Annotated in this window: 23 protein-coding genes; 18 read left to right on the top strand and 5 right to left on the bottom strand. The window is 42.0% G+C overall.

Annotated features, from left to right (window positions below; genetic code table 11):
- The first annotated feature begins 49 nt into the window (after positions 1-49).
- The 8 genes from L1264_RS01215 to nqrM all read left to right on the top strand — a co-directional run bounded on the left by L1264_RS01215 (position 50) and on the right by nqrM (position 7,541).
- Positions 50-1,393 (top strand): Na(+)-translocating NADH-quinone reductase subunit A, encoded by a 1,344-nt coding sequence (locus L1264_RS01215; protein ID WP_135923737.1) that lies wholly within the window; start codon positions 50-52, stop codon positions 1,391-1,393.
- Between the two features lie 4 nt (positions 1,394-1,397).
- On the top strand, positions 1,398-2,600 hold the full coding sequence (locus tag L1264_RS01210; RefSeq protein ID WP_135923738.1) for an NADH:ubiquinone reductase (Na(+)-transporting) subunit B: 1,203 nt from the start codon (positions 1,398-1,400) through the stop codon (positions 2,598-2,600).
- Entirely contained in the window at positions 2,593-3,345 is a 753-nt protein-coding gene (locus tag L1264_RS01205) for a Na(+)-translocating NADH-quinone reductase subunit C (protein ID WP_138557283.1), read from the top strand. Before L1264_RS01210 ends, L1264_RS01205 begins: the two co-directional genes overlap by 8 nt.
- On the top strand, positions 3,345-3,977 hold the full coding sequence (locus tag L1264_RS01200) for an NADH:ubiquinone reductase (Na(+)-transporting) subunit D (RefSeq protein ID WP_054554281.1): 633 nt from the start codon (positions 3,345-3,347) through the stop codon (positions 3,975-3,977). The genes L1264_RS01205 and L1264_RS01200 overlap by 1 nt, the downstream gene beginning before the upstream one ends.
- Positions 3,978-3,987: 10 nt before the next feature.
- Positions 3,988-4,596 carry an NADH:ubiquinone reductase (Na(+)-transporting) subunit E gene (nqrE, locus tag L1264_RS01195; protein WP_016708692.1) on the top strand — a complete coding sequence of 203 codons (609 nt, stop codon included), beginning with the start codon at positions 3,988-3,990 and terminating at the stop codon, positions 4,594-4,596.
- Positions 4,597-4,615: 19 nt separating this feature from the next.
- Positions 4,616-5,842, top strand: a complete 1,227-nt coding sequence (nqrF, locus tag L1264_RS01190; protein ID WP_135923740.1) for an NADH:ubiquinone reductase (Na(+)-transporting) subunit F — start codon at positions 4,616-4,618, stop codon at positions 5,840-5,842.
- Positions 5,843-5,955: 113 nt separating this feature from the next.
- Positions 5,956-6,987 (top strand): FAD:protein FMN transferase, encoded by a 1,032-nt coding sequence (locus tag L1264_RS01185; protein ID WP_138557284.1) that lies wholly within the window; start codon positions 5,956-5,958, stop codon positions 6,985-6,987.
- Positions 6,988-7,328: 341 nt separating this feature from the next.
- On the top strand, positions 7,329-7,541 hold the full coding sequence (gene nqrM, locus L1264_RS01180; RefSeq protein ID WP_036966498.1) for a (Na+)-NQR maturation NqrM: 213 nt from the start codon (positions 7,329-7,331) through the stop codon (positions 7,539-7,541).
- Between the two features lie 117 nt (positions 7,542-7,658).
- On the opposite strand, the gene L1264_RS01175 is transcribed toward nqrM, so the two are convergent.
- Positions 7,659-9,002, bottom strand: coding sequence for an alpha-L-fucosidase (locus L1264_RS01175; RefSeq protein ID WP_199527266.1), 1,344 nt, complete (start codon positions 9,000-9,002; stop codon positions 7,659-7,661).
- A gap of 245 nt (positions 9,003-9,247) precedes the next feature.
- Here L1264_RS01175 and L1264_RS01170 point away from each other — a divergent pair, with 245 nt between their 5' ends.
- Positions 9,248-10,225, top strand: a complete 978-nt coding sequence (locus L1264_RS01170) for a transposase (protein ID WP_138557286.1) — start codon at positions 9,248-9,250, stop codon at positions 10,223-10,225.
- Between the two features lie 210 nt (positions 10,226-10,435).
- Here L1264_RS01170 and L1264_RS01165 read toward each other — a convergent pair whose 3' ends face one another.
- Positions 10,436-11,791 carry a M14 family zinc carboxypeptidase gene (locus L1264_RS01165; RefSeq protein ID WP_199527265.1) on the bottom strand — a complete coding sequence of 452 codons (1,356 nt, stop codon included), beginning with the start codon at positions 11,789-11,791 and terminating at the stop codon, positions 10,436-10,438.
- 415 nt (positions 11,792-12,206) lie between these two features.
- Here L1264_RS01165 and L1264_RS01160 point away from each other — a divergent pair, with 415 nt between their 5' ends.
- The 6 genes from L1264_RS01160 (at position 12,207) to cyoE (ending at position 17,786) form a co-directional block, all read left to right on the top strand.
- Entirely contained in the window at positions 12,207-12,626 is a 420-nt protein-coding gene (locus tag L1264_RS01160) for a hypothetical protein (RefSeq protein ID WP_135923745.1), read from the top strand.
- A gap of 236 nt (positions 12,627-12,862) precedes the next feature.
- Positions 12,863-13,777 carry a ubiquinol oxidase subunit II gene (gene cyoA, locus L1264_RS01155; protein WP_199527264.1) on the top strand — a complete coding sequence of 305 codons (915 nt, stop codon included), beginning with the start codon at positions 12,863-12,865 and terminating at the stop codon, positions 13,775-13,777.
- Between the two features lie 2 nt (positions 13,778-13,779).
- Entirely contained in the window at positions 13,780-15,768 is a 1,989-nt protein-coding gene (cyoB, locus tag L1264_RS01150; protein ID WP_054554289.1) for a cytochrome o ubiquinol oxidase subunit I, read from the top strand.
- Positions 15,765-16,400, top strand: coding sequence for a cytochrome o ubiquinol oxidase subunit III (gene cyoC / locus L1264_RS01145; protein WP_054562296.1), 636 nt, complete (start codon positions 15,765-15,767; stop codon positions 16,398-16,400). Before cyoB ends, cyoC begins: the two co-directional genes overlap by 4 nt.
- Complete coding sequence (gene cyoD / locus L1264_RS01140; RefSeq protein WP_199527262.1) at positions 16,400-16,759, top strand: cytochrome o ubiquinol oxidase subunit IV; 360 nt, start codon at positions 16,400-16,402, stop codon at positions 16,757-16,759. The genes cyoC and cyoD overlap by 1 nt, the downstream gene beginning before the upstream one ends.
- 142 nt (positions 16,760-16,901) lie before the next feature.
- Positions 16,902-17,786, top strand: coding sequence for a heme o synthase (gene cyoE / locus L1264_RS01135; RefSeq protein ID WP_054554292.1), 885 nt, complete (start codon positions 16,902-16,904; stop codon positions 17,784-17,786).
- An 80-nt stretch (positions 17,787-17,866) separates the two neighbouring features.
- Here cyoE and L1264_RS01130 read toward each other — a convergent pair whose 3' ends face one another.
- The 3 genes from L1264_RS01130 to ettA all read right to left on the bottom strand — a co-directional run bounded on the left by L1264_RS01130 (position 17,867) and on the right by ettA (position 21,006).
- The gene (locus tag L1264_RS01130; RefSeq protein WP_235403574.1) at positions 17,867-18,775 is read right to left on the bottom strand and encodes a histone deacetylase family protein; all 909 of its coding nucleotides are present in this window, start codon (positions 18,773-18,775) and stop codon (positions 17,867-17,869) included.
- Positions 18,776-18,828: 53 nt separating this feature from the next.
- On the bottom strand, positions 18,829-19,194 hold the full coding sequence (locus tag L1264_RS01125) for a PilZ domain-containing protein (RefSeq protein ID WP_135923750.1): 366 nt from the start codon (positions 19,192-19,194) through the stop codon (positions 18,829-18,831).
- Positions 19,195-19,332: 138 nt separating this feature from the next.
- Positions 19,333-21,006 (bottom strand): energy-dependent translational throttle protein EttA, encoded by a 1,674-nt coding sequence (gene ettA, locus L1264_RS01120; RefSeq protein ID WP_135923751.1) that lies wholly within the window; start codon positions 21,004-21,006, stop codon positions 19,333-19,335.
- Positions 21,007-21,252: 246 nt separating this feature from the next.
- Between ettA and L1264_RS01115 the strand changes: the two genes are divergently transcribed.
- The 3 genes from L1264_RS01115 to metH are packed head-to-tail and all read left to right on the top strand — an operon-like array spanning position 21,253 to position 25,897.
- Positions 21,253-22,200: a homoserine O-succinyltransferase gene (locus tag L1264_RS01115; RefSeq protein WP_199527260.1), complete on the top strand. Its 948-nt coding sequence runs from the start codon at positions 21,253-21,255 to the stop codon at positions 22,198-22,200.
- Complete coding sequence (locus L1264_RS01110) at positions 22,190-23,257, top strand: homocysteine S-methyltransferase family protein (protein ID WP_138557290.1); 1,068 nt, start codon at positions 22,190-22,192, stop codon at positions 23,255-23,257. Before L1264_RS01115 ends, L1264_RS01110 begins: the two co-directional genes overlap by 11 nt.
- Positions 23,258-23,266: 9 nt before the next feature.
- Positions 23,267-25,897, top strand: a complete 2,631-nt coding sequence (gene metH / locus L1264_RS01105; protein ID WP_138557291.1) for a methionine synthase — start codon at positions 23,267-23,269, stop codon at positions 25,895-25,897.
- The last annotated feature ends 59 nt before the right edge of the window (positions 25,898-25,956 follow it).

The following is a 25,956-nucleotide window of genomic DNA, read 5'->3' as shown; positions in this document are numbered from 1 at the left end:
GGTTGGTACGATTTTTCAGTTTCTTTCCGTTAATGTAATGCAAGTGCGTATGATCAACATAAAAAAAGGTCTGGATTTACCGATAGAGGGCGCACCTCAGCAAGTTATTCATGATGGTTCTGCCGTCAAACGTGTAGCTGTGCTAGGTGAAGAATATATTGGTATGCGTCCAACCATGCATGTTCGCGTGGATGACCAAGTCAAAAAAGGCCAGGTACTTTTTGAAGACAAAAAGAACCCTGGCGTCTTATTTACTGCACCAGCTTCTGGGGTAGTAAAAGAAATTAATCGTGGTGCTAAACGTGTGCTGCAATCTGTTGTTATTGAAGTTAATGGCAGTGAGCAAATCACCTTTGACTCTTTCAAGGCCGATGAGCTTTCGAGCTTAGACCGTGAAAAAGTGAAAGAAGTACTGGTTCAGTCAGGTCAATGGACAGCACTACGTGCTCGCCCATTCAGCAAAGTAGCTGCTTTGGATGCAAATCCGAGCTCTATCTTTGTAACGGCTATCGACACTAACCCGCTAGCTGCAGATCCTGCAGTGATCATTGCTGAAAACACTCAAGCATTTGAAGCTGGTTTAGCTGTGGTATCTCGTTTAACTGACGGCAAAGTATTTGTTTGTAAACAAGCTGGTAGCCAAGTGCCTAGTTCATCAATCCCTCAAGTAGAAGTACATGAGTTTGGTGGCAAACATCCGGCTGGCCTTGTTGGTACACACATTCATCACTTAGACCCAGTTTCTGCTAGCAAGCAGGTTTGGCACTTAGGTTACCAAGACGTAATCGCGTTTGGTAATTTGTTCCTGACAGGTGAAATCTTCACAGACCGTGTTGTTTCTCTTGCCGGTCCTCGTGTTAAAAACCCACGCTTAGTTAGAACTCAGCTTGGCGCATCTTTAGATGATTTAGTTGCTGGCGAATTAGAAGACGGTGATAACCGTGTGATTTCTGGTTCAGTGCTGTCAGGTGCTATTTCTCAAGGTCCACATGCGTTCTTAGGTCGTTACCATGTTCAAGTATCTGTATTACTTGAAGGTCGCGAAAAAGAGCTATTCGGTTGGATTGCACCAGGTGCTAATAAGTTCTCAGTAACACGTACCTTCTTATCTCACCTAACACCAAGCCGTCTATTTAACATGACGACTTCAACAGGTGGTTCGAAGCGTGCCATGGTTCCAATTGGTAGCTATGAGCGTGTTATGCCTTTAGACATCCTACCTACACTATTATTACGTGATCTAATCGCACGTGATCTTGATGGTGCAATTTCGTTAGGTGCGCTAGAGCTTGATGAAGAAGATTTAGCATTATGTACCTTCGTTTGTCCAGGTAAATACGAGTATGGTTCAATCCTACGCGATTGCTTGACTACGATCGAGAAGGAAGGCTAGAGAGATGGGTTTAAAGAAATTTCTAGAAGATATTGAGCCGCATTTTGAACCGGGTGGTAAACACGAAAAATGGTATGCGCTTTACGAAGCTGCAGCGACTATTTTTTATACGCCTGGTTACGTAAATAAAGGCAAAACACACGTTCGCGATAACATCGACCTAAAACGTATGATGATTTTAGTGTGGATGGCAACGTTCCCTGCAATGTTCTTTGGTATGTTCAACATTGGTCATCAGGCCGCAGGTGCTTTAGCACAAGGTTTTGAACTAGCAAATACATGGCAAGTTGGTCTGTTCCAATTATTCGGTGGTGAGTTAACTGCTGAATCTGGTTGGGGCGCGAAAATGTTTTACGGTGCCTGCTTCTTCCTACCAATATACGCAGTAACGTTTGCTGTGGGTGGTTTCTGGGAAGTGTTATTTGCTTCAGTGCGTAAGCACGAAGTAAATGAAGGTTTCTTCGTAACATCTGTACTATTCGCACTAATCCTACCTGCAACGATTCCTTTATGGCAAGTTGCACTAGGTATTACGTTTGGTGTTGTAATCGCTAAAGAAATCTTTGGTGGTACAGGTCGTAACTTCCTTAACCCTGCTCTTGCCGGTCGTGCGTTCTTATTCTTCGCATACCCAGCGCAAATTTCAGGTGACACAGTATGGACTGCAGTAGATTCATTCTCTGGTGCAACTATGCTTGGTCAAGCAGTGGTTGGTTCACTTGATTACAGCAACATGGAACTATGGTGGAATGCGTTCTACGGTTTCATTCAAGGTTCTGTAGGTGAAACGTCAACACTAGCACTATTAATCGGTGGTTTATTCCTAATTTACGTGCGTATCGCTTCATGGCGTATCGTACTAGGTGTATTCCTAGGTATGGTTGCAACGTCATTCTTACTGAATACAATTGGTTCAGAAACTAACGCAGTATTTGCTATGCCTTGGCACTGGCACTTAGTTCTTGGTGGTTTTGCATTTGGTATGTTCTTCATGGCAACAGACCCAGTATCTGCATCATTCACTGACAAAGGTAAGTTCGCTTACGGTGCGTTAATCGGCTTTATGGTTGTAATGATCCGTGTTGTTAACCCGGCATTCCCAGAAGGTATGATGCTAGCAATCTTATTTGCTAACTTATTTGCACCATTATTCGATCACTTTGTAGTGCAAGCTAATATCAAGCGGAGGTTGGCACGTAATGTCTAGTAATAACGAATCAATCGGCAAAACGCTAACCGTTGTTGTTGCACTATGTTTAGTGTGTGCAATCATCGTATCGTTTGCTTCAGTTCAGCTTCGTCCTTTACAGCAAGCTAACAAAACACAAGATATCCAACGTAATATCTTAGCTGCGGCTGATATTGAAGTGTCAGGTACTGTATCTGATACGTTCAATTCTAGAATCGAAGCACGTGTAGTAGATATGAACACTGGTGAATTTGTTGAAGGTGTTGATCCTAACTCATTCGATTTCGAGAAAACTAAGTTTGACCAAGCACGTAGCTTTGCGTTAAAAGCAGAAGGAATTAAAGACATCGCTGGTATTCAGCGTATGACAAAAAATTCACCTGTTTATATCTCGAAAAAACCAGACGATTCAGTTGATGCAATCATTCTACCTATCCAAGGTTACGGCCTTTGGGGTGTTATGTATGGCTTCTTAGCGCTTGAAAGCGATGGTGAAACTGTTAAGAACATCAATTTCTTCAAGCACAACGAAACGCCAGGTCTGGGTGGTGAAATTCAAAATCCACAATGGACTGCTAAATGGCAAGGTAAAGAGTTACCAATCAATATCATGAAGAGCGGTGCAAAGAACGAACATCAAATTGATGGTCTTTCTGGTGCAACATTAACTTCAAACGGTGTTGATCACACAGTTGACTTTTGGACTGGCGAAAACGGTTTTGGTCCTTTCCTTGCGAAAGTACGTGAAGGAGCGTTGAAATAATGGCTGATACTAAAGAAATGAAGTCGGTCCTATTTGGCCCGGTATTCGCAAATAACCCGATCGCACTACAAGTACTTGGTATTTGTTCTGCACTAGCGGTTACTTCAAGCTTAAAAAATGCACTTATCATGTCAATCGCATTGACGCTAGTAACTGCATTCTCTAGCTTGTTTATTTCGTCAATTCGTAACCATATCCCATCATCTGTACGTATCATCGTGCAAATGACGATCATTGCATCACTTGTAATCGTTGTTGACCAAGTACTACAAGCTTTCTCTTATGCAACAGCAAAAGAGCTTTCAGTATTCGTTGGTCTAATCATTACAAACTGTATCGTAATGGGTCGTGCTGAAGCATACGCAATGAAGTCACCACCGTTAATGTCTTTCCTAGACGGTATCGGTAACGGTTTAGGCTACTCAGTAGTGCTATTAACTGTTGGTTTCATCCGTGAGTTATTCGGTAAAGGTTCACTATTCGGTGTTGATATTATCCCACTAGTACAAAACGGTGGCTGGTATCAACCAATGGGTCTATTGATTTTACCACCGAGTGCATTCTTCATTATTGGTTTATTTATTTGGGTACTTCGTACCTTCAAGAAAGACCAAGTAGAAGCAAAAGCGTAAGGGGCGAGCAGTGGAACATTATATTAGTTTATTTGTAAAAGCAGTTTTCATTGAAAACTTAGCTTTAGCCTTCTTCCTAGGTATGTGTACTTTCCTTGCTGTATCAAAGAAAGTAACAACGTCAATCGGCCTAGGTGTGGCAGTTATCGTGGTACTAGGTATCTCAGTACCAGTAAATAACTTGGTTTACCACGCTGTTCTTGCACCAGGTGCATTAGAGTGGCTTGGCTACCCAGAAGCAGACCTTAGCTTCTTACGTTTCTTGACTTTCATCGGTGTTATTGCAGCACTTGTACAAATTCTTGAAATGGCATTAGATAAGTTCTTCCCTGCACTTTACAACGCGTTAGGTATCTTCTTACCACTGATCACAGTTAACTGTGCAATCTTCGGTGCGGTATCTTTCATGGTTGAGCGTAACTATAACTTCGGCGAGTCTGTTGTTTATGGTATCGGTTCAGGTGTGGGCTGGGCACTAGCAATTACTTTACTTGCTGGTATCCGTGAAAAAATGAAGTACTCAGACGTTCCTGATGGCTTACGTGGTTTAGGTATTACTTTCATCACTGTTGGTCTTATGGGTCTTGGCTTTATGTCATTCTCTGGTATTTCACTTTAATAGGTAGCGAGGATAAATCATGAATGAGATTTTCTTAGGCGTTGGTGTTTTCATCGCTATCGTTGTTATTTTAGTTTTAGTTATCATTGGTGCTAAATCTAAATTAGTAGCAAGCGGCGATATCACCATCGGTATTAATGGCGACCCAGAAAAAGCTATTACAACATCAGCAGGTAGCAAGCTATTAGGCGCGCTAGCTGATTCAGGTATCTTCGTTTCATCTGCGTGTGGTGGCGGTGGCTCTTGTGGTCAGTGTCGTGTACACATCAAAGAAGGTGGCGGTGATATCTTACCAACAGAACTTGATCACATCTCTAAAGGTGAAGCTCGTGAAGGCTGCCGTTTAGCGTGTCAGGTAAATGTTAAAAACGACATGGAAATTGAACTTGAAGAGTCAATTTTCGGTGTTAAAAAGTGGGATTGTACGGTTATCTCTAACGATAACAAAGCGACATTCATCAAGGAACTTAAACTACAAATTCCTGATGGTGAGTCTGTACCATTCCGTGCAGGTGGTTATATTCAAATTGAAGCACCAGCGCACCACGTTAAATATGCTGACTTCGATATTCCTGAAGAGTATCGTGGCGACTGGAACCACTTCGGTTTCTTCGATTTGGAGTCTAAAGTAGACGAAGAAACAATTCGTGCATACTCAATGGCTAACTACCCAGAAGAAGAAGGCATCATCATGCTTAACGTGCGTATCGCTACGCCGCCGCCAAGAGACCTAAGCCTTCCATGTGGTAAAATGTCTTCGTACATTTGGTCACTTAAAGCAGGTGATAAAGTGACTATTTCTGGTCCATTCGGTGAGTTCTTCGCGAAAGACACTGATGCAGAAATGGTATTCGTAGGTGGTGGTGCAGGTATGGCACCAATGCGTTCACATATCTTTGACCAACTTAAGCGTTTAAAATCTAAGCGTAAGATGAGTTTCTGGTATGGTGCACGTTCTAAGCGTGAAATGTTCTACGTAGAAGATTTTGATGGCTTAGCTGCAGAAAACGATAACTTCGTATGGCACACAGCACTGTCTGATCCACAACCAGAAGATAACTGGGAAGGTTACACAGGCTTCATCCATAACGTACTTTATGAAAACTACTTGAAAGATCACGAAGCGCCTGAAGATTGTGAGTTCTACATGTGTGGTCCTCCAATGATGAACGCGGCTGTTATCAACATGCTAAAAGATCTTGGTGTAGAAGACGAAAACATCTTATTAGATGACTTCGGTGGCTAACACCATACACAAAACAATAAGTTTTGGTTAGAATACAGGCCTCGTAGCACACAGTGTTACGAGGCTTTTTTATTTCTATACCTACATTGCGTGGTATCCAAAAGGTGAATGCTATGAATAGAGTGTTTTATCGCCAAGGTTTGATGGCCTTTTTTCTACTAACTATTACTTTACTCATGGCTGGTTGCAGCCAAGCAGATAAGGTCGAAGAGCTTTATTTTGAAGGTAAGACAATGGGTACCACCTATCACATAAAGGTGTACGCTGAGTCTTCAAAAATTGCAGGTATTGATTTACACCCTGAAATTAAGCAAGTGCTTAAAGATGTAAATCAATCTATGTCGACTTACATTCCAGATTCAGAAATTAACCAGTTTAACCAGTTACCAGCAGGGCAGGTGATGCCAATTAGCGCTGATTTTAGAAACGTGGTAGCAGAGTCAATTCGCCTTGGTGAATCAACAAAAACGTTAGATGTCACTATGGGGCCACTTATTGACTTGTGGGGTTTTGGCCCAGATAAAAAGCCAACTAAACGCCCAAGTGATGAAGCATTGGCTGCAATGGTTGCTAAGATTGGTGTTGATAAGCTAGAACTTACTGATGCAGGTTTGATGAAAACAATAGATGGTTTAGAGCTATCGTTTTCCGCTACAGCCAAAGGCTATGGTATTGATAAAGTCGCTGAAGTGATAGAAAGCCATGGTCTGACAAATTATATGGTTGAGATTGGTGGTGAGCTTCGTGTATCGGGTATTAAACCTGACAACATCACGTGGAAAATTGCAATTGAACAGCCTGATGCTGAGCCAGGCGTGCGTAAAGTGCATAAAGTGATTGAGCCTGGTACCAATGGTATTGCGACATCAGGTGATTACCGAATTTTTTACGAAATGGATGGTGTCACATATAGCCACCTAATTGATCCTGTAACAGGTATGCCTAGTCGTCATGACTTAGTATCAGTTACAGTGTTGCACCCATCAGCAATGACTGCAGATGGCCTAGCCACAGCGCTTACAGTAATGGGCATGGAGCGCGCGCAAAAATATGCTGAAGAACATGCTTTGCCAGTGTATTTAATTGGTAAGTCAGACAATGGCTTAGTAACTTATTCAAGCCCTGCATTTAAACCTTATTTGTAGCAGGGCAAGAAGCAGTGCATACCCAAGCCATCTCAAGATGCAGAATTCAGCGTTTCACAGGTGTTTAATATCAAGGCGTTACTTTGCAACAATGGCAGTCCCTTTTAAGAAGTAACAACGATGAGACTAAGCGCCTGTGAAGCGCCCAAAGGGTTGGTTTAAAAGCGATTTATACTGCGTTATTGATTTTAACAATAGAACCACTATTGCTTGCAATCAATGCCTTGCCTAAATCGCTTTTAATTCCAACTGAAACTCGCACCTTGAGGTGGTTTGGGTATATAATACATACAGCCCAACAGGTTGGGCTTGATTTAATTGCTGACGATAGGGGCAAAGCAATGTCACTTTTTCTTCTTACATTTGGTCTACTTATTTTAATTGTGGCAGCGATGGCTGTCGGTATGATTGTGCAAAAGAAATCTATGGCCAGTAGTTGTGGCGGCCTAGGTGCTGTTGGTATCGACAAAGCCTGCGACTGCGACGACCCGTGTGATAAGCGCAAAAAGCGCATGGCAAAAGAACAAGCTTGGAAAGAGAATCAAATTCTTTAACCACGAAAAAGCGCCCTGAGGCGCTTTTTTAATGCCTAAATTTTACAAGGACAGTCACTGTTAAATATATTTTACTTAGACAATCATATTTGATTTTAAGCCTTAGCTCTTAAGAAGTTAATCATTTAACTTTAACTCGATGACTTGAACGTATTCTTCATTATCAAACTGCAAATCTTCTAAAGTAATTGCGCCCTCAAATTGTTTAAAGTTAACTGGTTTTGAAGTTCTTAAATTAGCTGCATACTTGATGGGAGTTGCAAGCTCAATGCTTAATGTATCTGCTTGCCAGTTAAGAATATGAATAAAAATACTCTCATCATTATGGGTACTAACTCCCCAGTTTTGCGGGGAAATAGGGCCGCCTCGAGTACCGTATATACTCTTACCGAACACCTTGAGCCACTGGCCGATTTCTGCAAAAGTTTTTAGGTTTTCTGGTTGGATCTTGCCGTTAGGCATAGGCCCAGTATTTAGTAAATAATTAGAGTTTCTTCCTGCGGCACTTACTAAGGTTTGTACGAGCTCTTTAGTCGTCTTGTAATTATCATCAGTTAAACTGAACCCCCAGCTACCGTTCATTGTTTGTGCCATTTCTAAAGGTAATTCACCTAATCGTTCTTGATTAGTAGGCAGCTGTTGTTCAAAGCCCTGATAATCCTCTCCCGGAACAGTAAATCTGTGATGGTTATTTACGATTAAGGTTGCTGGTTGTAATTCATGGATCATTTTATAAGTGCGTTGTAGTTGCCAGTTATCCCAATTGTTAGAGTCTTCTTGGTCCCACCAACCATCAAACCAAATACCACCAATGGGCCCATATTGAGTTAAAAGCTCTTTTAGTTGTGCATCTTGAAATTGCAGGTATTTTTCCCAGTCACCACTTTTTTCTCGCTTAGTGTAATGGCCTGTTCGGCTCCATGGGTAGTAATCTGGGTGATGCCAATCAAGCTGAGAGTAGTAAAAGAAAAGTTGTAAACCATGTTTATGAGCTGAATTAGCTAGCTCTTTTATAGGGTCTTTTTTATAAGGTGTACTATCGACTATATCAAAATTAGATACTTTACTATCGTACATAGCAAACCCATCATGATGCTTTGAAGTAATAACAATATACTTTGCTCCAGCATCTTTAAACGCCTTAACCCACTGTTCTGCATCGAAACCAGTTGGGTTAAAAAACTCAGCCAAACGCTGATACTTAGGGCCTGAAATACGTAAATCTTCCATGATCCACTCGGCTCCATAGGGGCTTCCTACACCACCAAGCTGACTGTATAGTCCCCAGTGTAAAAAGATGCCAAACTTATTATCTTGAAAACGTTCTCGAGCTTTTAAGTTTTCAGGGGCGGGAGTGTACGCTTGGGCTTTACTAGGATCAATTGCGAGACCAGTTCCAGCATCCCCTACACTTGAAAAGACAAGCAGTACTAATATCAGCAAGCAATTTAATTTATTCACTGTATACCTCATAAACTAGGTTCTTTACTTAAAGGTAGCAGGAAATCATTTAGCGAAAAGTAAAGCAATTATGCATATTCGAAGGTTTTATATATGCAAAAGCATAGGATTACGAAGTTAAAAGTAAAACTCATTTACACGGACAGTCACTTTTATCTATTAACTTATTCTTGCGGCAAAAAAGATTTTGTCTACACTTTAGTTACAGCTAATGCATTTCAAATTATCAGTTCAAGGAGTGGACGATGGCTTTAGCAAGGAAGCGGCAAATCTGTTTGTCGAATACTAAGTATTATCACTGTGTATCCCGTTGTGTTAGACGCGCCTTTCTATGCGGAGAAGATGCACTCACAGGTAAATCATATGAACACCGCCGAGGATGGGTTGAAGAGCGCCTGCTTGTTCTCGCAAAGGTATTTTGTATTGATGTGTGTGCTTATGCCGTAATGAGTAATCATACTCATGTAGTGCTTTATGTTGATGATAAAAAAGCAAATAGGTTATCTGATAAGGCTATTCTTTTACGCTGGTATAAGCTCAGTAAAATGACGCCTTTAGGTCAAAAATTTCTTCATGGTGAGCCGTTAAGTGACGGCCAACAAGCCTTCTTAAATAAAGAGGTTGCAGAATACAGAGCCCGCCTTTCGAGCATTAGTTGGTTCATGCGAATGCTTAATGAGTATATTGCCAGATGTGCAAATAAAGAAGATGAGTGTACAGGGCACTTTTGGGAAGGGCGTTTTAAGAGCCAAGCATTACTTGATGAATCAGCGCTTTTAGCGTGCATGGCATATGTTGATTTAAACCCCGTTCGTGCAAAAGCTGCGAGCACCCCAGAGCAATCTGATTATACTAGTATTAAAAAACGATGCCAAAGCGTGAAGGAATCAAAGCAGCCTAAGCTACTTGCTCGTTTTGTTGGTGGAATGAACAAGTATAAATCAAAGGGAATACCTTTTGAGTTAGAGTCATACCTGTTGCTTGTGGAGCAAACTGGGCGTTGTATTGGTACGGATAAGCCCGGATATATAAAACATCATTTACCTTCTATCCTTAAAAGGCTGAATTTCGAACCGGAAAACTGGTTAACGTTAACAACTCAGTTTGAAAACTTATTTCATGGAGCTGCAGGTCGAGTAGCTGCTATTGAAAATTATTGCAGTAAAACTGCTCGTAAGCGACGAAGTAACCTAACAAGCTGTAAGTTATTACTTGCTAGTTAATCTTTTTCTCTCGACTTTTATTTTTTGCAAACTCTTGCAGCTAATTTGTGCTTTTAATTCTCATAAAGCTAAATCTTTTATATTGGTTTTTATTATTAGATTAAGCTAATAGGGCGCTTTGCCTGCACAGCTATTATTTTAGGTTACAAATTTAAGGTATTTGGAGATTTAACAGGCACTTTTAACAGTGCCTGTCTTTTTAAATCGTGTTTAATCTAAATTAATTAGCTCAGCCCCTAAGACTGCGTACTTATTTTTGCCATTTGCTTGTAAGAAAAAGGCGGCAGGTGCATGAAGTGAAGGTATTGATGTAAATACACTTTTGCATGCGTAAACTGGCCAATTTGTGGCGTTTTCTAGCATATTAATATCGCCAGAAAAGCAACTATACCCTTGTATTAAAAGCTCTTTATATTTGCTTTCTGTAAGCGTTAACGACTCATTTAAAACAAAGCTGTTACCTACTTTAAAGTTCAGGCTGCTTGCATCTAAACTGGTGTAACCTTGGCGGATACTGCTTATATCACCCAATTCTTTAATTATGGGTGACTGTCCTTTGTTGTTTATTGCAATATCTATCTGGTAATCACCTAGCTCACTATTTACTGTCACATCGTCTATTAGTAAGTCGACCCAATTGTCTTTAGCGTTAAATGGAATGGCGTGGTACTGGGCTATTTTCGCGTTTTTCCATGCTCCCGTAGTTAACGAATCGATTGCATTCTTATATAAAACACGGTTAACCTTGCGGGCTATTTGTCGGTTTGGATCGTTTGGGTAAGCGCCTGATTCAATTAGTATAGTTCGGATCCCTTTTTCTGAAAAGGTATCGCCAAAACTGCGGAAAGAGTAACTGTCGTTGTACTTTCCTAAGTGCCCAGGGATCATTGTTTTAACCGATTTGGCTAAGTGGGCAATAAACTGCATAGCCTCACCACGACTTTTATTTACTTCTCTTGCTTCATTATAGGCGGGTGCTAGCACTGAAATGGTGGCTTGTTTTCCCATTTTACCTGCACCGTAATAGGCATTCTGATCATGTAAGTTAAAGCCAAAGTCAGGTTTGAATGCATCTGCCGCAGCCATGAGTATTAGCCCTTCTTTTGTGCGAAGAGCTTTTGCATCACGATTTAAATCAATACCTTGTGCATTATGGCGGGTTTGAACAGCAGCGCCATCCGGGTTCACCATAGGGATAATGAGAAGGGTTATTTTCTGTTGCCATTTTTCTAGCCATTGTGCGTTTTCATCGGCAGTTATAAAGCTTAAAAAATCCATTAGTGCGGCAGTAGCTGTGTTTTCGTCGCCGTGCATTTGGCTCCACATCATCACTTTGATTGGGCCTGTGCCGATTTTAAGAGAGTTAAGTGCCTGTCCTTGGAAAGAGGTGCCTAATTGTTTTAGTGTAACGCTTGGGTGCTTTGCTGCGCTTTTTAAGTAAGGTTCTATATCGGCGTAGTAAATAGCAGGTTTGTTCAAGCCGCTCGCTACGGTGTCTTCAATCGTATTTGCGAGTGTACTAGTACTTAATGTTAAAAGGACTGCTGCGAGTGCATGTTGACGCATAATTATCTCTTTTATTCTTTGTTTTGATGATTTGTAGAATATTATATTTAAACTGGTTTGGCTAATCCTTGTTCAGTATTAAAGCTTTGATTGCTACTGAGTAAGTGTGTGTTTAATCCTTGTTTATATGTCATTTTCTTTTTGTTCATTGCTTTTTGCTATATAAAATACACTTTTAATTTTAACTACTTAGCTTTGATAAATTAATTTTTTTACAGCTCATTAGCAATTAGCTAAACAACACTTAACCTTGTGCTGTTAATTTCTACTTGTACCGTCTGTTGACTTTGTTATACTCCACATCGAAATTTCAGTAATTACTGAAACTTTATTGATGAAGATCATGTTACCGCATTTAAAAATAGGGTAAGCCGCTTACCCAAAATGCAGTAAAAGCGATAAAAAGGCGTGAGTTTTGCGAGCAATTAGTCAGTCACAAGGTGTCAAACAGTCTAGCTTAGCTAGATTGCAATTGGCTGCGCGTGCGTTTTTTGCTGGTAAAGAGCTAATGTCAGTTTTAGCCTTGTTGCTGATTAATTCAGCCATGCTAATCAACGGCACAGTAGAAGATGCTCAAGGGCTTAGAAGCTTATTAAGCGAAGGTGCTTTATACGAAACACCGTTGCTTAATGTGTTGAGTTTTTTAGCTTACCCTGTTGTGTCTTGCCAATTACTTATTGGTTTATGCTGGTTGGTCTTCCATTTCTTCCCTGCGCGTCGTGCAGGTGTCATTTTACGTAAAGCGGCTTTCGCTGCGCGTGAAACGATAAAGTCTTTAGTAGTACACAGCGCTCATGGCTGTCGTGCTCCTCCTCGTGTAAGTGGTTGTCTGTAAATAAGCTTTGTTGCTTAAGTTCAGCCATTTTAGTTGTTTTCTAAGTTGTCTTTACTAAGCACCTAGTGGGTTTTTTACGCCCAAATTTCAGTCAGCCAACCTAAACTCCCTCACTTTTTAGCGTGCCGATTTGTCGTGCTCGTTAGTCAGCCGAGGGATATCTGTAGCATCTGTTGCAGAAAAGCGTCGTGTTCTTATTTCGACAAGTGTTAACTTTTAGGTTGTAGGATATTCCTTTGTCAATTCGAAACCTTTGTAATATTGCTCTAGCGTCTTTAGTGCTGGCTTTGTCTGGCTGTAAAGGCGGGGTACTCGATCCAAAAGGTCAAATTGGTGTCGACGAGAAGTATTTAATTATCGTAGCTACGGTGTTAATGCTGATTGTTGTAATTCCAGTTATTGCCATGACAATTTATTTTGCATGGAAATACCGTGATGGACGAGATCAAGAAATTTACGCTCCAAAGTGGGCGCACTCTACCAAGATTGAAGCTGTAGTTTGGACCATTCCTATCATTATCGTTGCGATTTTAGGTGTGATCACATGGCAGTCAACGCAACAACTTGACCCATATAAACCACTTGAGGGTAAAGGTAAGCACCTTACTGTTGAGGTTGTATCTTTGAACTGGAAATGGTTATTCATTTATCCAGAGCAAGGCATCGCCACAGTGAATGAGCTTGTTTTTCCTGCCAATGTGCCAGTGCAGTACAAGATCACCTCAGAAAGCACCATGAACTCGTTTTTTATTCCACAGCTTGGTAGCCAAATTTATTCAATGGCAGGCATGGAAACAAAGCTTCACTTAATCGCTGATGAGCCAGGTACCTTCAAAGGTTTCTCTGCTAACTACAGTGGTGCAGGTTTCACAGGAATGAAGTTCGATGCCATTGCAACAGCAACTGAAGCTGATTTCGATGCTTGGGTAAACAAAGTAAAAAATACCGGCTCTGCACTGACTAAGCAAAGCTATGTTGAACTTGCAAAACCAAGTGAATACGACCCAGTTAAATACTATGCCAGCGTAGATAAAGATATGTTCCATTCAATCGTAATGAAATATATGCAAGCGCATGGCTCTCACGGTGCAATGCAACACGCTATGCCAGAGCACTCTGCTCATAAAAAGCACAGCGAGGACGAGGAATAATCATGTCGTTGTTAGGTAAATTAACATTAGACGCAATCCCGTTTCATGAACCAATTATCATGGTTACCATGACGGTTGTTGCTGTCTTAGGTCTGTTAGTGGCAGGCTTAGTAACAAAATATAAAAAGTGGGGCGTGATTTGGCACGACTGGATCACCTCAATTGACCATAAGCGTTTAGGTGTGATGTACATCATTCTTGCGCTTATCATGCTTTTCCGTGGTTTCGCGGATGCCATTATGATGCGACTGCAATTAGCAATGGCTACCGGCGGTGCAAGTGGTTATTTACCACCAGAGCACTATGACCAAATCTTTACGGCACACGGGGTGATCATGATCATCTTTATGGCGATGCCGTTTATGATTGGTTTGATGAACATCATTTTACCTCTGCAAATTGGTGCCCGTGATGTTGCATTCCCATTCTTAAATAACCTTAGCTTTTGGTTAACTGCTGGCGGTGCAATCCTAATCAATATCTCATTATTCTTCGGTGAGTTTGCTAAAACAGGTTGGGTTGCGTATCCACCGTTGTCAGAGTTGTCATTCAGTCCGGGTGTCGGGGTCGACTATTATATATGGGCCTTGCAGATATCCGGCTTGGGTACCTTATTAACATCAGTAAACTTCTTAGCGACTGTATTTAAAATGCGTGCACCAGGCATGACATTAATGAAAATGCCTATTTTTACTTGGGCATGCACGTGGGCGAATATCTTAATTGCAGCATCGTTCCCAATTTTAACAGCGGTACTGGCAATGCTGACGCTTGATCGTTATCTCGATTTCCACTTCTTTACAAATGAATTAGGTGGTAACGCGATGATGTACATCAACTTATTCTGGGCATGGGGTCACCCTGAAGTTTACATTCTGATCTTACCTGCATTTGGTATTTTCTCAGAAGTTATCTCTACGTTTGCTGGTAAACGCCTGTTTGGTTATAAGTCGATGGTTTACGCAAGTGGTGCAATTTCAATTTTAGGTTTTATTGTTTGGCTTCACCACTTCTTTACTATGGGCTCAAGCGCTAACGTTAATGCCTTCTTTGGTGTTATGACCATGGTTATTGCGGTGCCGACCGGGGTTAAGTTATTTAACTGGTTATTCACTATGTATCGTGGTCGATTACGTATTACTGTGCCTGTCCTTTGGACTTTAGGTTTCATGGTGACTTTTACTATCGGTGGTATGACCGGTGTGTTGCTTGCGATTCCAGGTGCTGACTACGTATTACATAACAGCTTATTCTTAATCGCTCACTTCCATAACACCATCATTGGTGGTGCGGTATTTGGTTATTTAGCTGGTTTTGCGTTTTGGTTCCCTAAAGCAATGGGCTTCAAACTTGACGAGAGCTGGGGCAGAAGATCTTTCTGGTGTTGGTTAATTGGTTTCTTCGTGGCATTTATGCCGTTATACGTACTTGGTTTCTTAGGTATGACACGTCGCTTAAACCACACTAACAACCCTGATTGGAACATTTGGTTATACATTGCAGCTGGCGGTGCGGTGATCATTATGTTCGGTATCCTGTTCCAAGTTGTGCAACTTGTAGTGAGCTTCAAAAACCGCGAGCAACTTGATGATACAACGGGCGATCCGTGGAATGGTCATACTCTTGAGTGGGCATCTGCTTCACCTCCGCAATACTACAACTTTGCGAAAATTCCACATGTTGATGACATCGATGCGTGGACAGACATGAAAGAAAAAGGCTTAGCTTACAAGCAAGAAGCCTCTTATAGCCCAATTCATATGCCAAAAAATACATCGGCAGGTGTATTAATGAGCGCAGCTTTAACAACCTTCTGTTTTGCCATGATCTGGCACATTTGGTGGCTTGCGGCCTTTGGTTTACTGGGTGCTATCGTGGTGTTCATTAAACGTTGTTACACCAGCGATGTTGATTACTACGTGCAACCAGATGAAATTGTTGAACTAGAAACGGCTCACAATACAGCCGCTACGAAGGAGGTGAATGCATGAGTACCATTTCTGCAGGGCTCGACACCTTAAACGGCGCACACGGTCATGTCGATGCACATGACCATGAGCACCACGATACAGGTGGTAACACCGTATTTGGTTTCTGGCTTTACCTTATGACTGACTGCCTGTTGTTTGCATCATTCTTTGCAACCTACGCAGTATTATTTATGAACACTGCTGGCGGTGTGTCGGGTAAAGACATTTTTGAACTTGATTTTGTGGCGGTTGAAACCGCAGCACTACTACTCAGTAGTATCACTTTTGGTTTTGCGATGATCTCTGCTCACGGGCAGAAAAAAGCGGCTACTCTAACTTGGTTGCTGGTTACCTTTGCCTTTGGTGCTGTGTTTATTGGTATGGAAGTATATGAATTCCATCACCTAATTGCGCACGGTAATGGCCCTCAGCAAAGTGCCTTTTTAACATCGTTTTTCTCTTTGGTGGGCTTACACGGTCTTCACGTTACAGCAGGTCTTATTTGGATGACTGTCCTGATGATTGAAGTTGTGCGCCGTGGTTTAAACCCACAAACAGTGACACGCCTAAGTTGTTTAAGCCTATTCTGGCACTTCTTAGATGTGGTGTGGATCTGTGTATTTACCGTTGTTTATTTAATGGGAGCAATGTAATGAGTCACAGTGAATCACATGTAATTAATAACTTAGAAGTTCATGCACATAATGAGCAATCACATGGCAGCGTTAAAGACTATTTAATTGGTTTTGTATTGTCAGTGGTTTTAACGGCTATTCCATTTTGGGCTGTGATGGGTGGTTCGTTTTCTAAAACGACCACTGCATGGTGCATCGTGAGCATGGCGATTGTGCAAATTTGGGTGCATTTGAAATATTTCTTACACCTAAACTTCAAAACAGAAGACGGCAAGGCAAGTTCATTGTCGTTTATCTTTAGTGCTTTAATTATCGTGATGGTGGTTGGTTTGTCGGTGTGGATCATCTACGAATCGAACGCCATGATGATGTACTAATAACAGTTACTTTGTAATTGGTAAAAAGATTTACGAAAGGAGCTGGTTAGTTTGAGGTTGTGTCTCCAGTTCTTACAGTCTGTTACTAGCTAGTTTCTTTCGTAATATTGCGTTTGTGCTGAAAATTAGAGGAGTCGAGGAAGTGTTTCGACGTTATTTAAATGTCACTAAACCTGGCATTATCATGGGCAATTTGATCTCTGTCGCGGGGGGATTCTTGCTAGCCTCTCGCGGTGATATTGACCCATGGTTAATGATCGCAACCTTGCTAGGGTTATCTTTAGTAGTGGCATCAGGATGCGCGATCAATAACGTGATTGATCGTGATATTGATGTTGCCATGGCGCGCACTCGCAAACGCGTCACAGTAACTGGCGAAATGTCAGCAAAGGCGGCTATGGCACATGGCATCGTGCTTGGTGTTATTGGTTTCGGTTTATTAGCTGTGTATACCAACGTAGTGGCACTCTTATTTGCTACTTTTGGTTACGTCATTTACGTCGGTGTGTACAGCTTATATATGAAACGTCGTTCTGTGTACGGCACCTTTGTCGGAAGTTTATCTGGCGCAGTACCACCTGTAGTAGGGTATTGTGCCGTAACTGGGCAGTTTGATGCTGGTGCTGTGATTTTATTGGTCATGTTTAGTTTATGGCAAATGCCTCATTCATATGCAATTGCAATCTTTCGTTATAACGACTACCAAGCGGCCAGAATTCCTGTGTTACCAGTAGCGCAGGGGATCGAGAAGGCAAAGCATCACATTGTTTTATATATCGCCGTGTATGCGTTGGTTGTGATGTTATTAACCATTAGTGGTTATACAGGTTTAGCCTTTATGGCTGTAGCTTGTACAACGAGTTTTTGGTGGTTGCTAATGGCGCTTCGTGGCTATCGTCGCAATATTGATGTTAGCGGCTGGGCGCGCCAAGTGTTTGCTTTTTCAATTGTAAATATCACGGTTTTGAGCATTGCTATGGCTTTAGATTACCATTCGGTAGCTCCACAGCTACTTGTTTTAACTTAGAAGAAAGTTGCTAACATATCCCAATGTTACAGTAGCAAAGGCCCGGTTTTTTCTCCCCGGGCCTTTTTTCATTGCTGATATTAAAAACGAGCAGCTTGCTCAACTACTATGCCATGACGAGCCGCTAAACGACGATGGTCTTTATCATAGCCACCACCAATTACGGTTGCGACAGGTACATTGTGCTCAAGGCAACGCTTGAGGACTAAATGGTCCCGTTGCGCTATCCCTTGCCAGCTTATATCAAGTTTTCCTAAGCCATCTTGCTGCCACACATCAACACCTGCATCATAAAGCACTAAATCTGGGTTAAGGGTGTTTAATAAATAACTCAGAGTATCGTCAACAACGCCTAGGTATTCACTATCAGCGACATTGGGTGCTAAACCAATATCTAAATCGCTGGCCGATTTTCGAAACGGAAAATTCTTTTCACAGTGAATCGAACAGGTATAAGCATAAGGTTGATGTGCGAGCATTGCTGCGGTGCCATCACCTTGATGAACGTCTAAGTCAAAAATAAGTATATTGGTCACTTCACCACTTTTTATCAGGGTTTCACTGGTGAACGCTAGGTCGTTTACCATGCAATAACCTGAGCCAAAATCAGTATGCGCATGATGAGTGCCACCGGCTAAGTGACAAGCGATGCCATGTTTCAGCGCTAAGCGTGCTGTTTGTAAGGTGCCAAGTGGGGCGGTAAAGGTACGTGCCATTAACTCTTTTGACCAAGGTAAGCCTATGCGGCGCATCGCTTTTTCATCTAAACGATTATGCCAAAGGTCGTGGATGTAGTTTTCACAATGTACTAACTCAAGGGGCTCAGGCGTGCCAAGCATCGGCTGAGTTAGGTTGTCATTTATTAATCCAAGGTTTTGCACATGCTCATATAAATAAGCAAACTTACTCATTACAAAGCGGTGGTTTGGATCGAAGCTAAACGAATAATTAGGATGATAAACCAAAGGTAAATGGGGATTTAACTGCATAGCTCATTGGATAGCTGAATTTGCTACAGCATAGCGAATTTCTGAGCAGATGTTTACTCTGGAGCGTGAATTAAATGCGCTAGTTCTCGATGCAATAGAGCTTCATCACCTAGGTTTAGCTCAATTAGTCGCTTAAGGTGGCTAATACTATCTATATCAATATGTTCGCAGCGAAGCCCAGCATGCTGATGTTCAACATGACACAGTTCAACTTGCATTTTTATCTCAATACTTGATTCGGGTAGGGTGAAAATTAAATCGGCTTTAGAATGGATAGGTATTAAAAATGAATCACTTTTAGTGATAAGTGCACCTTGTAATGATAAATCGAGTAACTGACAGTGATAGTCGTTACCTTCTATATGAAGGACAGCCGGGCAAGAAAATAGCACCCTAGAAAACTCTCTGCGTTCATTCATGTCTCTATTCTCCATACTTTTTAGCCTAAACAGTATAGTTCAATATGAAATGAATGAGAGAAAACAGCTGATAATTACTGATGAAAGTTAATAGTTATAGAAAAGCCCCTAAACTGGGGCTTTTATAATATCAGCTAATTAGCCAATTTTTTTGTATTTGATACGCTTAGGTTGTGCCGCTTCGGCGCCTAAGGTTTTCTTCAACCACTCTTCGTATTCTGTGTAGTTACCATCGAAGAAGTTAATTTGGCCTTCGTCACGGTAATCAAGAATATGTGTAGCAATACGGTCAAGGAACCAACGGTCATGCGAGATACACATTACACAGCCAGGGAACTCTAAAATAGCGTTCTCAAGTGCACGTAGTGTTTCAACGTCTAGGTCATTGGTTGGCTCATCCAGAAGTAATACGTTACCACCAGCTTTTAACAGCTTAGCTAGGTGTAAACGGTTGCGCTCACCACCTGATAGGTCTTTAACGAATTTTTGTTGGTCGTTACCTTTGAAGTTAAAGCGGCCAACATAGGCACGGCTTGGGAATTCAAAGTTACCAATTTTCAATACGTCTTGGCCGTTTGAGATTTCTTGGAAAACAGTGTTGCTCTCGTCCATGTTGCCACGGAACTGATCAACAGTTGCAAGCTCTACTGTTTCACCAACAATGATCTCACCGCTATCAGGCTTTTCTTCACCGCTTAGCATTTTGAAAAGCGTTGATTTACCTGCACCATTGGCACCGATAATACCTACGATAGCGCCTTTAGGCATTGCAAAGTTTAAGTCATCAATTAATACGCGGTCGCCAAAGCTCTTCTTCAGGCCTTTCACTTCGATAACTTGGTCACCTAAGCGTGGACCCGGTGGAATGAATAGCTCATTCGTTTCGTTACGCTTTTGGTAATCATTTTGTTGAAGCTCTGAGAACTGTGCCATACGTGCTTTAGACTTAGCTTGACGGCCTTTCGGGTTTGAACGAACCCATTCAAGTTCTTGTGCGATTGATTTTTGACGTGCTTTTTCAGATTTCTGTTCTTGTTGTAAACGTAAATCTTTTTGCTCAAGCCACGATGAGTAGTTACCTTCCCAAGGAATACCTTCACCACGGTCAAGCTCTAAAATCCAACCTGCTACGTTATCTAAGAAGTAACGGTCGTGGGTTACAGCAACCACAGTACCTTCGTAGTCGTGTAAGAAGCGTTCTAACCAAGCAACTGACTCAGCGTCTAAGTGGTTGGTTGGTTCGTCAAGAATAAGCATATCTGGTTTTTCAAGTAGTAAACGACAGATCGCAACTCGGCGACGCTCACCACCCGAAAGGTGTTCAATTTTTGCATCCCAAGGTGGTAGGCGTAATGCATCAGCTGCACGCTCTAACACGTTATCAATATTGTGACCATCGTGTGCTTGGATGATAGCTTCTAATTCGCCTTGCTCTTTAGCAAGCGCATCGAAGTCAGCACCGTCCATTGCATACTCGTTGTATACTTCATCTAGACGATTTAATGCATTTTTAACTTCGCTTACCGCTTCTTCTACTGTTTCGCGAACTGTTTTGTTCTCGTCTAGCTGCGGTTCTTGCGGTAAGTAACCGATTTTAGTGCCTGGTTGAGGGCGAGCTTCACCTTCAAAGTCTTGGTCAACACCGGCCATAATGCGCAGTAACGTCGATTTACCTGCACCGTTTAGACCTAGCACACCAATTTTTGCGCCTGGGAAAAAGTGTAAAGAAATATCTTTTAAGATAGTGCGCTTAGGTGGCACAACCTTAGATACTCGACTCATCGAGAATATAAACTTGTCTGGTAACACCATGAAAGAAGCCTTCAATTTATAATAAAAATTAACAGCAAGTATTGTATACCCAAACTACCTCAAAATACAGAATTCAGCGTTTATGATAGGCTTAATATCAAGGTGTTATTTACTCAAAGAGTCATACATTTTAATTAATGACCACTCAGAAATATCACTTCATTTGGACATCTAAACATCTAGAGGTTGAAATTTCTAACTATCCGTTCATAATTAGCACTCTAATATGTATGCTCGGAGCCCGCTATGCCCATTACAGTAAAAGATGAATTGCCAGCTATTGCAAAGTTACGTCAGGAAAACGTGTTTGTAATGCCAAAAAGCCGTGCGAAAACGCAAGAGATTCGCCCAATGCGTTTGGCCATCTTAAACTTAATGCCAAACAAAGTAGAAACCGAGGTGCAGTTTATTCGCTTACTAGCTAACTCACCGCTACAAGTTAATGTTGAGCTGTTGCGCTTAGATACCCACCGCAGCAGTAGTAACTCTGAGCAGCACTTAGATACGTTTTATCGTTATTTTTCTGAGGTAAAAGACAATAACTACGATGCCATGATCATCACAGGTGCGCCGCTTGCACATTTAGAGTATGACGATGTTGTCTATTGGGATGAACTTAAAGTGATTTTAGACTGGGCTGAGCTGCATGTTACCTCTACGCTGTTTTCGTGTTGGGCGGCCCATGCGGGGCTTTATCACCACTATGGTCTTAAGCGTGAACTTAAACCAAATAAGTTAAGTGGTGTATTTACCCACAAAAGCTATTTTGACCACGCAGCACTCACCCGTGGCTTTGATGATACCTTTTTAGTGCCACACTCTCGCTATGGTCATATTGATATTGATAAGATAACTGCCTGTGATGATTTGGTGGTGTTAGCTGGTTCTGAGCGAGTTGGTGCCTATTTAATTAAGAATAAGTCTGGCAGCCAAGTGTATATTACAGGTCATCCAGAGTACGATGCGCATACCTTAAAAGAAGAGTACCTGCGTGATAGCGAGAAGTCTGCAGACGCACCTAAACCAGAAAATTATTTCCCAGATGATAACCCTGATAACGAACCATCGAAAACATGGCAAAGTCATGCCTTTTTATTGTTTTCTAATTGGTTAAACTATTATGTGTACCAAACTACACCGTATGATATTAACTTAGTTAGCCAAGACGTAAGGACTAACAACTATGCCGAGTAATGCAGTGAATAAACGCGAACAATTGACCGAGGCGCTGAAACAGCGAATTTTAATCCTCGATGGCGCGATGGGCACCATGATCCAAGAACATAAATTAGAAGAGCAAGACTATCGCGGTGAGCGCTTTAAAGACTGGCATGTACTTATTAAGGGCAATAATGACTTATTAAGCCTGACTCAGCCAAAGATCATTGCTGATATTCACCGTGCTTACTTAGAAGCCGGTGCCGATATCATCGAAACCAATACCTTTAATGCCACGACTATTTCGATGGAAGATTATGATATGGCGAGTCTTAGTCGCGAAATCAACCTCGAATCAGCGAAACTTGCGCGCGGCGTATGTGATGAGTTTGAAGCAAAAGATCCAAGTAAACCGCGTTATGTAGCGGGGGTGCTTGGGCCAACGTCAAAAACCTGCTCTATTTCACCAGATGTAAATGACCCAGGTTATCGCAATATCAATTTTGATAAGCTGGTGGCTGCGTATGTTGAGTCGACACTGGCACTGATGGAAGGTGGCGCAGACCTTATTTTGATTGAAACCATCTTTGATACGCTTAATGCAAAAGCCGCTTCGTTTGCCGTAGAAGAAGCTTTCGAGCAAGCTGGTCGTAGTTTGCCTGTGATGATCTCAGGCACCATTACCGATGCCTCTGGTCGTACTTTATCAGGACAAACCACCGAAGCATTTTATAACTCTATTCGCCATATTAAACCGCTCTCAATTGGCCTCAACTGCGCCCTTGGCCCAGACTTACTGCGCCAGTATGTTGAAGAGCTATCGCGCGTTTGTGAAACCTTTACCTCGGTGCATCCAAATGCAGGTTTACCGAATGAGTTTGGTGAATATGATTTAGAAGCCCCTGAAATGGCTAAAGAAATTATCGATTGGGGCAAATCTGGCTTTATTAATATTGTAGGTGGTTGTTGTGGCACCACACCGGCTCATATTAAGGCGTTTGCGAAAGGCCTGAGTGGTGTTAAGCCTCGCCAACTGCCAGAGCTTGAAGTGCGTATGCGCTTATCGGGCCTTGAAGCGTGCAACTTAAACTAGGAAACCGACATGACTGACCAAATTGCTGTATTTACTAACGTCGGTGAGCGTACCAATGTAACTGGCTCGGCTAAGTTTAAGCGCTTGATCATGGAAGAAGATTACGAGACCGCTCTCGATGTTGCCCGTGAACAAGTAGAAAATGGCGCGCAAGTGATTGATATCAACATGGATGAAGCCATGTTGGACTCAAAAGCGGCGATGGTAAAATTTTTAAACTTAATTGCCTCAGAGCCTGATATCTCAAAAGTACCTATCATGGTCGACTCATCGAAATGGGATGTGATTGAAGCTGGCTTAAAGTGTATTCAAGGCAAAGCCATTGTTAACTCAATTTCACTTAAAGAAGGTGAAGAGCCATTCATCCGCCAAGCTAAGCTAATTAAGCGCTTTGGCGCTGCTGCGGTTGTTATGGCGTTTGATGAAAAAGGACAAGCCGAAACTGCTGATCGTAAGTTCGAGATTTGTCAGCGTAGCTACAAAATACTCGTTGATGATATTGGCTTTCCACCAGAAGACATTATTTTTGACCCGAACATTTTTGCTGTCGCAACGGGCATTGAAGAGCACGATAACTACGCTGTTGAGTTTATCGAAGGTACACGTCGAATCAAGCAAGGCTTACCGCATTGTAAAGTGTCGGGTGGTGTATCGAATGTGTCGTTCTCGTTCCGCGGCAACAACCCAGTGCGTGAAGCTATTCACTCAGTGTTTTTATACCACGCGATTAAAGCGGGTATGGATATGGGCATTGTAAATGCTGGTCAATTAGCGGTTTACGACGATATCCCCGAAGAGCTGCGAAAAGCTGTAGAAGATGTGATCCTCAATACCGACCCAGGTGCTGGTGAGCGACTTGTTGAACTTGCACCAAAATACTCAGGTATGGCGCAAGCAGAGAAAGTAGAAGATTTAGAGTGGCGTACTTGGCCTGTTGAAAAGCGCCTTGAACATGCGCTAGTAAAAGGCATTACCGAGTATATTGACGAAGATACTGAAGAGTGCCGTAAGAGCAAAGCTAAGCCTATCGAAGTGATTGAAGGCCCGCTGATGGACGGCATGAACGTAGTAGGCGACTTATTCGGTGCAGGTAAAATGTTCTTACCTCAGGTTGTTAAATCTGCTCGTGTAATGAAACGCGCCGTTGCCTATCTTGACCCTTTCATTGAAGCAGAAAAAGAAGAGGGCGCAACCAATGGTAAAGTGGTTATGGCAACCGTTAAGGGCGACGTACACGACATTGGTAAAAATATCGTAGGCGTGGTACTGCAATGTAATAACTACGAGGTTATCGACCTTGGTGTGATGGTGCCTGCAGAGAAAATTTTGCAAACCGCCATTGACGAAAAAGCCGACATTATTGGTTTATCAGGGCTTATTACCCCATCCCTTGATGAAATGGTGCATGTTGCCAAAGAAATGACCCGTCGTGGTTTTGAATTACCGCTACTGATTGGTGGTGCAACAACCTCTAAAGCGCATACCGCGGTTAAAATTGAACCTCAGTATGATAAAGGTGTGGTTTACGTAAATAACGCCAGCCGTGCTGTGGGTGTGGTTTCTAATTTACTGTCTAAAGAGTTAAAGCCAGCATTTTTAGAGAAAACCAAGACTGAGTATGAAAAAGTACGTGAACAACAAGCACGTAAAAAGCCGCGCTCAAAACCCGTTACTTTACAGCGTGCTCGCGACAACGCTGTAAAACTTGATTGGGACAACTACACACCACCTGTGCCGAAAAAGCTAGGTGTCACAGAGTTTAAAGATGTTTCGATTGCGACGTTAAGACAGTACATCGACTGGACACCTTATTTCATGACGTGGTCAATTGCAGGTAAGTACCCACGTATTCTTGAAGATGAAATAGTCGGCGAACAAGCAAAAAGCTTATTTGCTGATGCCAATGCAATGCTTGATGAACTTGAGCAATCAGGTGCGCTACAACCTCTTGGTGTAATTGGTTTATTCCCAGCAAACCGAGTAGGGGATGACATTGAGATTTACACTGATGAGTCGCGTACAACGCTTTTAACTACATCGTGTCATTTACGTCAGCAAACTGAAAAAAACGACTTTGCTAACTACTGCTTAGCCGATTATATCGCGCCAAAAGGCACCCCAGATTACTTTGGTGCTTTTGCGGTAACTGGTGGTCTTGAAGAGGATGACCTTGCCGATGCCTTCGATGCTAAGCAAGATGATTACAATAAGATCATGGTTAAAGCCGTTGCTGACCGTTTAGCAGAAGCGTTTGCTGAATATTTGCATGAACAAGTGCGTAAAGAATATTGGGGCTATGCGGTAGATGAAAATCTATCGAATGATGAACTTATTCGTGAAAACTACCAAGGTATTCGCCCAGCGCCAGGTTATCCTGCTTGTCCTGAGCATACCGAGAAGAAGAAAATCTGGCAGTTACTTGATACCGAACAGCGTATTGGCATGAAACTAACCAGCTCATACGCAATGTGGCCGGGTGCTGCAGTTTCTGGTTGGTATTTCTCTCACCCTGAAGCGAAATACTACGCAGTGGCGCAAATTCAAAAAGATCAGGTTGAAGATTACGCTAAGCGTACCAACATGACACTTGCTGAAGCTGAGCGTTGGTTGTCGCCTAATTTGGGCTATGAGCCAGAATAATAACCTTTAGTTTAAATTAAAAACGAGCCTCAAATGGCTCGTTTTTTTATGTCCATTTT

This window comes from Pseudoalteromonas sp. APAL1 (assembly GCF_021532475.1).
In the GTDB taxonomy this organism is placed as follows: Bacteria; Pseudomonadota; Gammaproteobacteria; order Enterobacterales; family Alteromonadaceae; genus Pseudoalteromonas; species Pseudoalteromonas lipolytica_C.
The sequence above is the reverse complement of the archived record's forward strand: the minus strand, read 5'-3'. Positions and strand labels throughout refer to the sequence as shown.

Excerpts from the sequence above, each read along its gene's own strand:
- L1264_RS01215 (WP_135923737.1), top strand. The coding sequence starts at position 50 with ATGATCAACATAAAAAAAGGTCTGGATTTACCGATAGAGGGCGCACCT.
- L1264_RS01210 (WP_135923738.1), top strand. The coding sequence starts at position 1,398 with ATGGGTTTAAAGAAATTTCTAGAAGATATTGAGCCGCATTTTGAACCG.
- L1264_RS01205 (WP_138557283.1), top strand. The coding sequence starts at position 2,593 with ATGTCTAGTAATAACGAATCAATCGGCAAAACGCTAACCGTTGTTGTT.
- L1264_RS01200 (WP_054554281.1), top strand. The coding sequence starts at position 3,345 with ATGGCTGATACTAAAGAAATGAAGTCGGTCCTATTTGGCCCGGTATTC.
- nqrF (WP_135923740.1), top strand. The coding sequence starts at position 4,616 with ATGAATGAGATTTTCTTAGGCGTTGGTGTTTTCATCGCTATCGTTGTT.
- L1264_RS01185 (WP_138557284.1), top strand. The coding sequence starts at position 5,956 with ATGAATAGAGTGTTTTATCGCCAAGGTTTGATGGCCTTTTTTCTACTA.
- nqrM (WP_036966498.1), top strand. The coding sequence starts at position 7,329 with ATGTCACTTTTTCTTCTTACATTTGGTCTACTTATTTTAATTGTGGCA.
- L1264_RS01170 (WP_138557286.1), top strand. The coding sequence starts at position 9,248 with ATGGCTTTAGCAAGGAAGCGGCAAATCTGTTTGTCGAATACTAAGTAT.
- L1264_RS01165 (WP_199527265.1), bottom strand. The coding sequence starts at position 11,791 with ATGCGTCAACATGCACTCGCAGCAGTCCTTTTAACATTAAGTACTAGT.
- cyoB (WP_054554289.1), top strand. The coding sequence starts at position 13,780 with ATGTCGTTGTTAGGTAAATTAACATTAGACGCAATCCCGTTTCATGAA.
- cyoC (WP_054562296.1), top strand. The coding sequence starts at position 15,765 with ATGAGTACCATTTCTGCAGGGCTCGACACCTTAAACGGCGCACACGGT.
- cyoD (WP_199527262.1), top strand. The coding sequence starts at position 16,400 with ATGAGTCACAGTGAATCACATGTAATTAATAACTTAGAAGTTCATGCA.
- L1264_RS01130 (WP_235403574.1), bottom strand. The coding sequence starts at position 18,775 with ATGCAGTTAAATCCCCATTTACCTTTGGTTTATCATCCTAATTATTCG.
- L1264_RS01125 (WP_135923750.1), bottom strand. The coding sequence starts at position 19,194 with ATGAATGAACGCAGAGAGTTTTCTAGGGTGCTATTTTCTTGCCCGGCT.
- ettA (WP_135923751.1), bottom strand. The coding sequence starts at position 21,006 with ATGGTGTTACCAGACAAGTTTATATTCTCGATGAGTCGAGTATCTAAG.
- L1264_RS01115 (WP_199527260.1), top strand. The coding sequence starts at position 21,253 with ATGCCCATTACAGTAAAAGATGAATTGCCAGCTATTGCAAAGTTACGT.
- L1264_RS01110 (WP_138557290.1), top strand. The coding sequence starts at position 22,190 with ATGCCGAGTAATGCAGTGAATAAACGCGAACAATTGACCGAGGCGCTG.
- metH (WP_138557291.1), top strand. The coding sequence starts at position 23,267 with ATGACTGACCAAATTGCTGTATTTACTAACGTCGGTGAGCGTACCAAT.